A 12,385-nucleotide genomic window follows, 5' to 3' on the forward strand; every position below is an offset into this window, starting at 1 on the left:
TTTAGGCGATGAACAAGTTTGCCGGCTTCAGGAAGAAATTCCGCCTTGTCACGCCACGGCGGAAGCCATCTCGCCTGTCGCCTCAATGCCCCTTGCCAGCCGGCTTTCGAGCAGATCGCCGCTCTGCGTCAGCAGCGGATAGGCAACCGAGGCCATCAGCGAGTTGATTTCCTTCAATGCCCTCACCGCTTCCAAATGGATGTCGCTGGTGTCGATGCTTTGCGGCATTCCCGATTGCAGGCGCTTGAGATGGCGGTCATGGCTCATGCGTTCCAGCTTGCGCATCCGCTCCTTCTCGACGACGAGTTGCCGTGCCGACTCGAGATCGCTCGACACCAACACGTTGAGCGCAAGCTGCATGTTAGCCATGACACGGTTATGAAGCCCGGAGAGTTCGCTCCAGCCGTCGCGTGAAAAGCGCAGGTTTTTGTCACGCAATTCCTGGGTGAGCACGAGCAGGTTCTTGGCGACGATGTCGCCGGCGCGTTCGAGATTGATCGCGAAGTCGGTGAGTTCGATGCCGCGCTGGGCCTCGGCCGCGGTCATGCTGCCGCGATTGACCTCGGCAATGTAGAGTTTGATGTCGGTGTGGGCGCGGTTGACCTCGTCATCGAGCTTCCGCGCCCGTCGGATCTGCTCGGCGGTGCCGGCATCGAAGAAATCCATCACCGGGCGCAGCATCACTTCGACGACCTCGCCCATGCGCAACAACTCGCGCGTCGCGCTGGCCAAGGCGAGTCCCGGCGTGCGCATGACGCTGCGGTCGAGCGCGCTGGCGCGACGCGACATGAGGTCGGTGCCCTCCTCTGCCTTTGCCGGGGGCTTGTCGGCGATCAGCAAGGTGACCAGCCGCTCCATCAGTCCCGTGAAAGGCAGGCAGCAGACGACCAGTGCGAGATTGAAAGCGAGATGCAGATTGACCAGTTGCCGGCCTTCAGTTGCGCCGAACAGAGCCGTGGGAAATGCCACGGCCTGAAGCGCGAACAAGGCGGCGAGTGCCGCTGTGCCACGGAAGATCAGGTTGCCGAGCGGAACACGGCGCGCCTCGACAGCCTCGCCACGCGTCAGCCACACGGCAATCAGCGCGCCGCCGCAATTGGCGCCGAGGATGAAGAACAGGCCGACCTCTACGGGCAGGACACCTTGCGCAGCAAGTGTGACGAACAGCAGGATTGCTGCGACGCTGGAGTGGATCAGCCATGTGAACAGCGCGGCAGCCGCAAACGCCGTGAAATAGTCGGCGCGCAAATAGGAAATCACCAGGGGCAGCAAATTGCTCTGCCGCATCGGCGCGGTCGCCTCGCCGATCATGTGCAGCGACAACAGGACAAAGGCGATGCCCATCAGGATGCGCCCGCCTTGCTTGATGCCGCGTGCCTCGAACTTCAGGAACATCGCGCCGCCGACCAGGATCAGCAGCGGCACCAGCCAGCTGAGGTCGAACGATAGCACCTGTACGACCAGTGCTGAACCAAGGTCGGCGCCAAGCAGGATCGACAGCCCTGATGACACCGAAACCATGCCACTGGCGGCAAAGCCGGCCGCCAGGATGGCGACGGCGGTGGAGCTTTGCAGCAGCACGGCAAGCACGGTGCCGACGCCCGCCGAGCTGATCCGGGCGCCCCGGGCCTGTCTCAGCGCATCGCGCAGTGCGGGGCCGCAGGCGCGCTCCACTCCGGTGCGCACCATGCGCACCGCCCAGAGCAGCAGCATGACGGCACCCGCCAGATGCAGCAGGATGATGGAAAATTGCATGGCCACGCCTCCGATGCCAACGGCCGGCAGGGACGTCGACCCACCCTAAGGCTGATGGCCGATCGAACATAAGTCAAATCGTTCGTTTCTATCTTTTAGTTAGCACACCTTATGATAGACTGCGGACGATATCAGGATCTTGGAGGCACACAAGATGCGCTACGTTCAGCTGCGGGCCTTTCACCAGGTGGCCATCTCTGGCGGGTTTTCGCGGGCCGCCGAAGCGCTGTTCCTGACCCAACCGGCCATATCGGACCAGGTGCGCAAGCTTGAGGAAGAGTATGACGTGCTGCTGTTCAACCGGAACAAGAAGCAGGTCACGCTGACCCATTCCGGCCAGAAACTGCTCGAGATTACCCACCGCATGTTCGATACCGAGCAGCAAGCGCTCGAGCTTCTGACGGAGTCGCGCGCGCTGCGTTCCGGCACGCTGCGCATCGTCGCCGATGCCGCGCATCATCTGCTGCACATCCTCGGCAGTTTCCGGGCCCGCTATCCCGGTGTCCAGGTTTCGGTGCGCGCCGGCAACACCGAGACGGTGATCAGCAGCCTCTACAGCTACGATGCCGATATCGGCGTGCTGGGCGAGATACCGACCGGGCGTGATTTCGAGGTGCTGAAGTTGAACTCCACCCCGATCATCGCCTTCACCTCCATCGACCATCCGCTGTCGGGCAAGAAGTCGCTGACGCTTAAGCAGCTTGCGCAGGAATCGCTCGTCATGCGCGAGCGCGGCTCGAAGACACGCCAGAAGCTGGAGGACCTGGCCGCCGCTTCAAAGGTCGAACTGAGGCCGGTGATCGAGGCCGAGGGCCGCGAAGCGGTCCGCGAGATCGTCGCCTCGGGCGCCGGCATCGGCTTTGTCTCGGCGGCCGAGTTCGGCCAGGATTCGCGCCTGGTGCCGATCACCATCGACGCGCCTGAAACCTTGATGGACGAAGCGCTGATCTGCCTGCGCGAACGCAGCGGCGGCAAGCTGGTGCGTGCCTTCCTCGACATGGCAAGATCGATGTCCGTGGATTAGGCCGCCGCCCTCACCTCCACCACATCCGCCTTCACTCGCTCCGATTTCGGATCGTAGGGGCTGCGCAGATGCACTGTCGCGGCGTGGCGAACGCCGGCGAGGTCGATCTCGAAACGGCCGCCAGTGAGAAACGCCGCGTCAACACCAGCCTCGTTTTCGATCAGCCCGAGCGCCACCGAGCGGCCAAGCGTGTGGCCGTAGGCAGCCGAACGCACTTCGCCCACCGGCTTGCCGTCACGCAGGATCAGTTCTCCGCCCCACAGCATCGGTTCGGCATCGTCGAGCGTGAACAGCACGACGCGCTTTGCCGCCGCCGCCGATGGCTTTGCCTTGACCAGCGCATCGTGGCCGATGAAGCCGTCCGGCTTGTCCATGGCCACGGCAAAGCCAAGCCCGGCCTGCCAGGGGTCGATATCGGGCGTGAGCTCGCGGCCCCAGGCGCGAAAACCCTTTTCGATGCGCAAGGCATCGAGCGCGTAGTAGCCGGCGTCGGTCAGACCGAATTCACGGCCGGCGTCATGCAGCGCTTCGTAAACACCCACCGCGAATTCGGTCGGCACGATCAGCTCCCAGCCGAGCTCGCCGACATAGGTCATGCGGTTGGCATAGGCGGTTGCATAGCCGATATCGATCTCGCGGATGGTCGCGAAGGGGAAGCCGGCGTTGGAAAGATCCGCCGAGGACAGTTTGCCTAAGAGATCGCGCGAACGCGGCCCCATCAGAGCCAGAACCGCATAGGACGAGGTGACGTCGGTGAGGATGGCGTGGGCATCGGCCGGGATATTCTTCACGATCCAGTCGGCATCATGAACCGCTTGCGCGGAGCCGGTTACGATGAGGAATTTTTCCGCTCCAAGCCGCATCACGGTGAGATCGCTTTCATAGCCGCCACGCGGGTTGAGCACACCTGTGTAGACCGAGGTGCCGACCGGCACATCGACATTGCCCGCGCAGATCCGGTTGAGCACGGCGCAGGCGTCGCGGCCCTGGACAAGAAGTTTTGCGAAGGAGGTCTGGTCGAAGATGGCGACGGCTTCACGCGTCGCCTTCATTTCGCGCCTGACTGCCTCGTGCCAGTTCTGGCGGCCGAAGGCGTAGTCGTTCTCCGCCTTCTCGCCCGGTTCGGCAAACCAGTTGGCTCGCTCCCAGCCCATTTTTGAACCAGAGCAGGCACCCTTGGCGGCAAGCCGGTCGTAGAGCGGCGAGCGGCGGAACGGCCGTGCGGTATCCAGTTCGCGGTTCGGCCATGGCATGGCGTAGTGCAGGCCGAGCGTCTCTTTCACGCGATCATGCAGCCAGCGCGGATTGTTGTTGAAAGAGGCGAAACGCCTGATGTCGACCGGCCACAGATCCATGGTCGGCGCGCTGTTGACGATCCATTCGGCCAGCGCCCTGCCCGCGCCGCCGGCGCTGGCGATACCCATCGAGTTGAAGCCGGCGCCGACATAGAAATTCTTCAGCTCCGGCGCCTCGCCGAGGATGAAGTTGTTGTCCGGGGTGAAGCTCTCGGGACCATTGTAGAATTTCTTGACCTCGGCCTCAGCCAGCTGCGGCACGCGGACAAGCGCGTTCTCCATCAGGATCTCGAACTGATCCCAATCGTCGGGCAGCAGCGCGAATTCGAAATTCTCGGGAATGCCATTCATGCCCCACGGCTTGGCATGCGGCTCAAAGCCGCCCATGACCAGGCCACCGACCTCTTCCTTGAAATAGACGAAGCCGTCGGGGTCGCGCATGACGGGGAGGTCCGGATGCACGCCCTCGATCCTGCCGGTGACGATGTACATGTGCTCGGCCGAGTGCAGCGGCACCGACACGCCGCACATCAGTCCGACCTTGCGCGCCCACTGGCCGGCGCAGTTGACGACGATCTCGGCTGATATGTCGCCCCGGTCCGTCTCGACACCGCAGGCGACACCGTTTTTGACCGTGATGCCGGTGACCTTGACCCGCTCGAATATTTTCGCGCCGCCATTGCGCGCACCCTTGGCCAGAGATTGTGTGAGGTCGGTCGGATTGGCCTTGCCGTCACCCGGCAGCCAGACGGCGCCGACCAGATCGTCCGTCGCCATCACCGGCCACAGATCGCCGGCTTCCTTTGCCGAGATGACGTCGATCTCCACCCCTTGAGCACGCGCCGACGCAGCCGTGCGCTTCAGCACGGTCATGCGGTCTACGGCGCGCGCCACCGACAGCGAGCCGCAATTCTTCCAGCCCGTGGCAAGGCCGGTTTCGGCCTCCAACTCGCCGTAGAGCTGCGTCGAATATTTGATCAGGCTGGTCATGTTGGAATGGCTGCGCAGTTGCCCGACAAGGCCGGCGGCGTGCCAGGTGGTGCCGCCACTGAGCTGTCCCTGCTCGAGCAGCACGACATCGGTCCAACCGAGCTTGGTCAGGTGATAGGCGACCGAACAGCCGATGATGCCGCCGCCAACAATGACAACACGTGCTTGGGTGGGAAATTCATGTGCCATGAGTGGTCCGCCATGTTGAAGGGATGGCGAACACTACCACAGGAAAGCCAAATATCAACTCAAAAAGTCACAAAATATCACATCAAGGTTGCAACGATGAGTTCTGGCCCCTTTTGCGAAAGCGCCTGGACGAGGGCCGGTTCGGGACTGGCGTCGACGATCACGCCGGCAGCGCGTTCGAAATTCGGAACCCTGAGCGGCGTCAGCTTGCCGAACTTGCCGCTGTCGAGCACGAAATAGGCCTTGCCGGCGAGCGCAATCATCCGGCCGCGCTGCTCGGCGCCGGCGCGGGTGAAGTCGGTGACTTCGCCGCCCGGCGACAGGGCGCCGCCACCGAGAAAGGCGATGTCGACACGGAAGCGGGCCATGGCATCGAGCGTATCGATGCCGGAAGCCGCCTCCTCGCCCGGATCGATTTCGCCGCCCAGCATGTGCACGCGCATGCCGGGGACATGGCACAGATGAAGCGCAATCTTCAGGCTGGCAGTGCAGATGGTGAGATCGTGCAGTCCGGCCATGGCCTGCGCGACGGCCAAAGTGGTGGTGCCGGAATCGAGAAAGACCACCATGCCATCCCTGACTAGGCCGGCGGCCGCCTTGCCGATCGCCGCCTTGCCACCGGCATTTTCCTGGCTGCGCAGGCTCATCGCCGGTTCGCTCGGCTCGAAGCGGGCAGCACCGCCATGCACGATGCCCAGCCTGCCCTGGTCCGAAAGCAGCTTCAGGTCACGACGGATGGTTTCGCGCGAGATATCGAAGAACTCCGCCAGCTCGGCAACACTGACGGAGCCCTGGGCACTCAGCCGTCTCAGGATCTCATCATGGCGGCGCGGGGCAAGCGCGCGTGCCGGCAAGCGGCTGACGGGAGACATGGCGATCCCTCATGTCGAATTTTGATGTTGCAATATGTGGCAGTGATCCTGCGCACACGCAACCGTGCCTGATCTGGCAGATATCGATCAGCCTCAGCATCGCCTGTCGAGCCTAGGTGTTTCGCGCCAGGCCGCCGCACTCTACCGCATTGACGAGCGTGTCGCTGCCTTCGCGCAGATGCTGCCGCAGAACGCTGACGGCCTTCTTGCCCTCGCGCTGGCGGCAGGCGGCCAGCAGGTCGCGATGCTCGCTCTGCGAGCGGGTGCGATGGTCGAGATTCGACAAGAGGATGCGGACATAGCGATCGGCCGCGTTGTGATGCGCCTCGATCAGGCCGAGCAGACGGTGGTTGCCACAGGCATCGTAGAGCGAGAGATGAAAGACTTTGTTCAGGGCACCCCAGCGGCCGACATTGCGCTCGGCGTCGATCTGGTCGAGCACCTGTTCCGCCTCGTCGAGCTTGCCGCCGGACAGGGCAGGCACGGACAGCCGGAGCGCTTCGCATTCCAGCAATTCGCGCACCGCGTAGATTTCGCTGATTTCGGCGCCGTCCATCCGGGCAACATGCGCACCCTTGGTTGGGTGAATAGACACAACGCCCTCGGCTTCCAATTGGCGAAGCGCATCACGAATAGGCATGCGGCTGAAGCCGAACTGCTCGGCCAGTTCGTCCTGCCGCAGCGCGGTGCCCGCCTTCAGCGTTCCGCTCGCTATGGCCTCGCGCAGGACGTTGGCGACCTGCTCCGCCACCGTCTGCGGCCTCTCGATCAGGCTTTCCGCAAATCCGCGCAATCGATGCTCCCCTGTCACGCGGATCGAGCGTAGTGGAAAACCAATAGGGATATAAGTATCCTCGTGTACGAGCTTCGGTCCCCAGTCCCGCTGCAGACCAGCCAAAGTTAACAGCGGCATGCCCGAGCCGATATCTCCCTCTCAGATATGTTGGCAGTGCGCTGCCCCTCGGGCGCGCCGTCTATGCGGCCGTCGCGGGCTGATCCTTGAACAGGATCGGATCAGCAGATGTTGGCTCCGTATATCGCACGCGCAGGCGCAGAAATGGTGCTTCGATACAGGTGTAGCTGAGATAGCCGATCGGGATCGTCGCCAGAAAGCACAGCAAGGACCAGAGGCAGGAAATGTAGAAATTGCTGATGCTCATGACGTTCGTGTTGATGAACGCCGCAAGCTGCATGACGAAGAACAGGTGCAGAAGGTAGATCGAATAGCTGTAGGCCCCCGCCTTCTCCAGGATCTTGAACGGCAGGCCTTCTCGTTTCTTTGCGAAGCTGGTGTCGTAATAGGCGATCCCAAACGCATAGGCTGCCGCCTCCACGGTTGGCAGGATGATCCATATCCAATGCTGCGAGGGATAGTGCCCAAGCCGATAGAATCCGCCGGCGGCATCGAACCACCAGAAGAACGCCGAAAACGCAGTGAGAACGGCCAGTGCCAGCCAGTGCCGGCCCTTCGCATCGGCGCGGAGATGAAAGGCGAGAATGCCGGCCAGAAACTGATCGGCGTGACCGATGATGGTCCAGGCCGCCGCCGACTGCACCTCGCCGAGCTGCACATAGAGCGCCGACCTGAGCAAAATCGCTGCCGCGACGAACAGCAAGGGCGCGAACAGGAACCGTCTGGACGCCATCAGCAGGAACGGCAGCAGAATGTAGAAGTGGGCTTCCACCGTTATCGACCAACCGCCGTTCGGAAGGGTGGGAAAGATCACCCCCTTGCCGACGTCGGTGAAATACTCACCCAGAGGCTGGCCCGCCTCATATCTGCGGCAGGCTTCGATGGCTATCACGGCCAGCAGAAGAGGAAGCAGCCTCAGCGCCCGGTTGGCAAAGAAGGGCAGATAGCGGACCTGTTTTCCATCAAGAAGCTTGGCGAACAGGTAACCGGAGAGCGCCATGAACAGCGAAACGCCCGTGTTGCCTTCATCCAGAAGGCTGAAGACGGGCAAGGCTGGCACGAAATCATAGGGTACCGGACCCTGAGGCGACTGGTGGAGAAAATGCCAGGTGAAAACCAGGAAAGCTGCCAGGCCGCGAACATGGTCCAGCGCCGGATAGTGTTCTCCAGTCGAAGACTTCATGGTTCAGACCGAGTGCCCGCGTTTGGAATGGTTGCCACGCTGCGTTGCCCTTCACGCTCGCGCCAAGCACGGACACCCGAAACGGGATTTCCGCCTACCGTCCTCACCTTGTTCTCTTCTCGTTAATTTATGCTTCCGTTTGTTAGGAAAATTCAGTTCTGGAGCGATCTCGATCATCCCATCGAGAGCATGCCCAGACCTACCGCCATGCGGAGTTGCGGATTACCGAGCAGAAGTTGCCGCGGTGGAAATGCGGTTCCTTGTCGGCGATCACATCGGCCTTGACGTTGCCGAAGGTGGTGTCGGGCTTGCGCCTGATGCCGTCATAGAAGGCCTGGATGATGTCTTCCTTGAAGGCCGGCGTCCGCGGAAAGGCTTGCACCACCGTTTCGCGCTCCTCATCGGAATATTGCGCGTGGGTGAGCCCGAGCACGTCCATCTCGACGCCGGCCGTCACCAGCGCCACCACGGGATGCATGTGAACCGTAACGCCCGGCGTGGTGTGCAGCGCAATCGCGGTCCAGACCGTGTAGGCATCCTCTTCGGGAATGCCATGGCTGCGCAGGAAGTCGCGCGCGGCGTGAGCACCATCGACCTCGAAACGTTCATGCTGGCTTGAGTGGCTCGGCATCAGCCCGATATCGTGGAACATTGCGCCGGCATAGAGCAGTTCGCGATCGAATTTGAGCCCGCGATGCAGGCCGGCCAGCGCGCCAAAATGATAGACGCGGCTCGAATGGTTGAAGAGCAGTTCAGTTTCGGTATCGCGGATGAAGGCCGTGATGGAGCGCGCCAGCTTGCTGTCGGGAATGCCGGCGCCGGCAGGGATGGTGGCCATGATGTCGTCTCCTGTTGATCTGGCGTGACAAATAGGCTTTATCGGCTATGGCAGAAATCGTTTTGTTACGACTATTTCTGCCATAACACTGGCAAAGCGGACTTTGGCGCGGCGGATGGGAACTGACTGATGGCCTTGCGGATCGGCATCCTCGCCATGGACGGCGCGCAGTTGCTCGATGTTTCCGGGCCGCTCGATGTCTTTGCCGAAGCCAATCTAGGGGCGGGCCGGCAAGCCTATGCCCTATCGATCGTCGCAACAGCGGACGGCCCGGTAACCTGCTCCTCGGGGGCACGGCTGCTGCCTGATTTCATCATCGGGCAGGCCGGCATGCCGCGCTTCGACACGATGCTGGTGGCCGGCGCGCCGCATTTGGGGCTGAAGGCACACAGTGCGCCTGTGCTCGAGTGGCTGCGCGCCGTCAGCGCCACTGCCCGACGCTATGGCTCGGTGTGCACCGGCGCCTTCCTGCTGGCGGAAGCGGGCTTGCTCGATGGCCGCCACGCCACCACCCATTGGGCCGTGGCTGACCGGCTCGCCGAGCACTTTCCCGAGGTGATCCTCGATGTCGATGCCATCCACGTCCGCGACGGCAAGATCAGGACGGCTGCGGGAGTGACCGCAGGGCTCGATCTGGCGCTGGCACTGGTCGAGGAAGATCTCGGCGCCGAGATCGCGCGTCGCGTCGCGGCGCAACTCGTCATGTACTTCCGCCGCAGCGGCGGCCAGCTTCAGTATAGTCGCAGGGGCGCCGGCAGCCCGACCGGGCGCTCGGCGCTGCAGCAGGTGCAGCGCTGGGTGATCGCCAATCCGGGCGAAGAACATGGCGTTGACCAGCTTGCCGGCCGCGCCGGTATGAGCGCGCGCCATTTCGCCAGGCTGTTTCGCCAGGAGGTCGGCATCACGCCTTCGGCTTGGGTCGAAGCGATCCGGGTGGAGGCGGCGCAGCGCCTGTTGGAGGCAGGTGCGGCGCCAAAACTCGTCGCCGACCAGTGCGGCTTTTCGGACGTCGACACGTTTCGCCGCGCCTTCCAGCGCAAGATCGGCGTGACACCTGCCGCCTACCGGCGCGTTCAGGTCGATGAGTTGCAGGCTGTGCTTTGAAAGCGCGGCTTGCTTTCGTCTAACCTTCCACTTCGACGGCAACCACCGCCGCGCAGTCGCCGGCCTTGACCAGCCCCGGGAAATGGCGCGCCGCCAGCATGCCCGACATTTTTGCCCGGATCTCCTGCGGAGCGACGCCGGTGCGACCGATAGAATGAATGCGCGCCAGTACCGCGCCCTTCTCAACGGGATCACCGAGATCGACCATGGTTTCGATCATGCCGTCGTCCTCGGCGAAGGAGAAGCAATCGGCCGAGGGCATATCGAGCCATTGAGTTCTGCCCTTCTCGACCGCACCAGCAACAATGCCGGCGTGGCGCAGCACATTGAGAATGCCGCGCCGCGCGACGCGCACGGTTTGCGCGCGCGAGGTGCCGCCGCCGCCAAGTTCGGTGCTGACGAAGACCTTGCCCATTTCCTCGGCCGCCGTGTCGTACATGCCGACCGAGTCGATCTCGATCATGCGCATCGAGAACGGGGCGGAGAATGCGCCCACCGCGTCAAAGGCTTTCTGCTCCAGCGCCTTGTCGGGCAAAGTGTGCGCGGCACAGAATGGCACGAAGTCCAGCGTCCTGCCGCCGGAATGGAAGTCGAAGACGATGTCGGCGCGCGGCAGCAGCTCCCGTTGGAAATAGTCGGCGATTTTTTCGGTCACCGTGCCGTCGGGACGGCCGGGAAAGCTGCGATTCATGTTGCCCTTGTCGATCGGCGAGGTGCGGGTGCCGGCACGGAAGGCCGGATAGTTCATCGCCGGCACGATGATCACGGTGCCGCTGACGTCCTTCGGGTCGAGCGTGCGGGCAAGATCGTAGAGCGCCAGTGGGCCCTCATATTCGTCGCCATGGTTGCCGCCGGAGAGCAGCGCCGTCGGCCCCTTGCCATTGCGGAGGACGCAGATCGGGATCATCACCGAGCCCCAGGCGGAGTCGTCGCGGCTGTAGGGCAGGCGCAGGAAACCGTGCTGGACGCCGTCGCGGTCGAAATCGACAGTCGGCGCGATTGGTGATGGACGGAGGCTGGACATCGGGCTCAATTCTTCACCACCAGTTTGCGCGGTACATTGGCCAGGCACTCTACACCGGTTTCGGTGATGAGGATGGATTCGGTGATCTCCAGCCCCATCGTCTCCAGCCACAAGCCGGTCATGAAATGGAAAGTCATGCCGGGCTTGAGTTCGGTGCGGTCGCCGGGGCGCAGGCTCATCGTGCGTTCGCCCCAATCCGGCGGATAGGACAGACCGATCGAATAACCGGTGCGGTTGTCCTTGACGATGCCGTATTTCTTCAGAACGGCAAAGAAGCCGTTGGCGATGTCCTCACAAGCGTTGCCGGGTTTCGCCGCCGCAAGCCCCGCCTCCATGCCTTCCAGCGTCGCCTTTTCGGCATCGAGGAATTCCTGCGTCGGCTTGCCGAGGAAAACGGTACGCGAGAGCGGGCAATGGTACCTGTTATAGCAGCCGGCGATCTCGAAAAAGGTGCCCTCGCCTGACTTCATCGGCCGGTCGTCCCAGGTCAGGTGCGGCGCCGAGGCATCCACGCCCGACGGCAGCAGCGGCACGATGGCGGGGTAGTCGCCACCAATTTTCCCCTCTGGGCCGTCGACACCACGCGTGCCGGCATCGTAGATCTCGGCGACGAGATCGCATTTGCGCATGCCGATTTCTATCTTGTCGACGATGCGCTGGTGCATGGCTTCGACGATGCGGGCGGCCTTGCGCATATAGTCGATTTCGGTCGCACTCTTCACCGCGCGCTGCCAGTTGACCAGCGCGGTCGCATCGACAAAGCGGGCATTGGGCAGATGCTTCTGCAGCGAGGCGAAGGCAGCGGCGGAGAACCAGTAATTGTCCATCTCGACGCCGATGGTGAGCTTGCCCCAGCCGCGATCGGCAAGCACGCTGGACAAGAAATCCATCGGGTGGCGCTCGGTTGACTGCACGTAGTGATCGGCATAGCCGACGATGTTGTCATGCGCGAGATAGGCGGTGCGCTTGGCGCCGTTGGCGTCCTGGCCGCGGCCGTACCAGACCGGCTCACCCGATGGCGGCACGATGACGGCCTGGTGGACATAGAACGACCAGCCGTCATAGCCGGTCAGCCAGGCCATATTGGACGGATCGCTGACGATCAGGAGATCGATGCCTTTGGCTCCCATGGCTTTGCGGGTCTTGGCGAGGCGTTCTGCGAATTCGCCGCGCGAGAATTTCAGGTTTGGTTGCATTG

Annotated in this window: 10 protein-coding genes; 2 read left to right on the top strand and 8 right to left on the bottom strand. The window is 62.8% G+C overall.

Translation table 11 applies throughout. The annotated features are described in order from the left end of the window. Positions 1-48: 48 nt before the first annotated feature. Positions 49-1,755: a Na/Pi cotransporter family protein gene (locus tag EB235_RS29045; protein ID WP_032926053.1), complete on the bottom strand. Its 1,707-nt coding sequence runs from the start codon at positions 1,753-1,755 to the stop codon at positions 49-51. A 154-nt stretch (positions 1,756-1,909) separates the two neighbouring features. Between EB235_RS29045 and EB235_RS29050 the strand changes: the two genes are divergently transcribed. Then, a complete protein-coding gene (locus tag EB235_RS29050) occupies positions 1,910-2,779 on the top strand; it encodes a LysR substrate-binding domain-containing protein (RefSeq protein WP_027033957.1) in 870 nt (289 codons plus the stop codon). On the opposite strand, the gene EB235_RS29055 is transcribed toward EB235_RS29050, so the two are convergent. The 5 genes from EB235_RS29055 to EB235_RS29075 all read right to left on the bottom strand — a co-directional run bounded on the left by EB235_RS29055 (position 2,776) and on the right by EB235_RS29075 (position 9,059). Then, positions 2,776-5,253 (bottom strand): GcvT family protein, encoded by a 2,478-nt coding sequence (locus EB235_RS29055; RefSeq protein ID WP_027033956.1) that lies wholly within the window; start codon positions 5,251-5,253, stop codon positions 2,776-2,778. The two genes, EB235_RS29050 and EB235_RS29055, sit on opposite strands and share 4 nt — an antisense overlap. A gap of 77 nt (positions 5,254-5,330) precedes the next feature. Further along, positions 5,331-6,125 (bottom strand): DeoR/GlpR family DNA-binding transcription regulator, encoded by a 795-nt coding sequence (locus EB235_RS29060; protein WP_027033955.1) that lies wholly within the window; start codon positions 6,123-6,125, stop codon positions 5,331-5,333. 112 nt (positions 6,126-6,237) lie between these two features. Further along, positions 6,238-6,918, bottom strand: a complete 681-nt coding sequence (locus tag EB235_RS29065; protein WP_032926052.1) for a GntR family transcriptional regulator — start codon at positions 6,916-6,918, stop codon at positions 6,238-6,240. A 181-nt stretch (positions 6,919-7,099) separates the two neighbouring features. Beyond that, positions 7,100-8,221 carry an acyltransferase family protein gene (locus EB235_RS29070; protein ID WP_027033953.1) on the bottom strand — a complete coding sequence of 374 codons (1,122 nt, stop codon included), beginning with the start codon at positions 8,219-8,221 and terminating at the stop codon, positions 7,100-7,102. Between the two features lie 199 nt (positions 8,222-8,420). Beyond that, entirely contained in the window at positions 8,421-9,059 is a 639-nt protein-coding gene (locus tag EB235_RS29075; RefSeq protein WP_027033952.1) for an HD domain-containing protein, read from the bottom strand. Between the two features lie 129 nt (positions 9,060-9,188). Here EB235_RS29075 and EB235_RS29080 point away from each other — a divergent pair, with 129 nt between their 5' ends. Further along, positions 9,189-10,163 (top strand): GlxA family transcriptional regulator, encoded by a 975-nt coding sequence (locus EB235_RS29080; protein ID WP_027033951.1) that lies wholly within the window; start codon positions 9,189-9,191, stop codon positions 10,161-10,163. Between the two features lie 19 nt (positions 10,164-10,182). Here the strand turns inward: EB235_RS29080 and doeB are convergent, their stop codons facing one another. Next, positions 10,183-11,187: a N(2)-acetyl-L-2,4-diaminobutanoate deacetylase DoeB gene (doeB, locus tag EB235_RS29085; RefSeq protein WP_027033950.1), complete on the bottom strand. Its 1,005-nt coding sequence runs from the start codon at positions 11,185-11,187 to the stop codon at positions 10,183-10,185. Positions 11,188-11,192: 5 nt separating this feature from the next. Next, positions 11,193-12,383, bottom strand: coding sequence for an ectoine hydrolase DoeA (gene doeA / locus EB235_RS29090; protein WP_027033949.1), 1,191 nt, complete (start codon positions 12,381-12,383; stop codon positions 11,193-11,195). Positions 12,384-12,385 lie beyond the last annotated feature (2 nt).

This window comes from Mesorhizobium loti R88b (assembly GCF_013170845.1).
GTDB classification, from domain to species: Bacteria; Pseudomonadota; Alphaproteobacteria; order Rhizobiales; family Rhizobiaceae; genus Mesorhizobium; species Mesorhizobium loti_B.

Excerpts from the sequence above, each read along its gene's own strand:
- EB235_RS29070 (WP_027033953.1), bottom strand. The coding sequence starts at position 8,221 with ATGAAGTCTTCGACTGGAGAACACTATCCGGCGCTGGACCATGTTCGC.
- EB235_RS29045 (WP_032926053.1), bottom strand. The coding sequence starts at position 1,755 with ATGCAATTTTCCATCATCCTGCTGCATCTGGCGGGTGCCGTCATGCTG.
- doeB (WP_027033950.1), bottom strand. The coding sequence starts at position 11,187 with ATGTCCAGCCTCCGTCCATCACCAATCGCGCCGACTGTCGATTTCGAC.
- EB235_RS29050 (WP_027033957.1), top strand. The coding sequence starts at position 1,910 with ATGCGCTACGTTCAGCTGCGGGCCTTTCACCAGGTGGCCATCTCTGGC.
- EB235_RS29060 (WP_027033955.1), bottom strand. The coding sequence starts at position 6,125 with ATGTCTCCCGTCAGCCGCTTGCCGGCACGCGCGCTTGCCCCGCGCCGC.
- EB235_RS29055 (WP_027033956.1), bottom strand. The coding sequence starts at position 5,253 with ATGGCACATGAATTTCCCACCCAAGCACGTGTTGTCATTGTTGGCGGC.
- doeA (WP_027033949.1), bottom strand. The coding sequence starts at position 12,383 with ATGCAACCAAACCTGAAATTCTCGCGCGGCGAATTCGCAGAACGCCTC.
- EB235_RS29080 (WP_027033951.1), top strand. The coding sequence starts at position 9,189 with ATGGCCTTGCGGATCGGCATCCTCGCCATGGACGGCGCGCAGTTGCTC.
- EB235_RS29075 (WP_027033952.1), bottom strand. The coding sequence starts at position 9,059 with ATGGCCACCATCCCTGCCGGCGCCGGCATTCCCGACAGCAAGCTGGCG.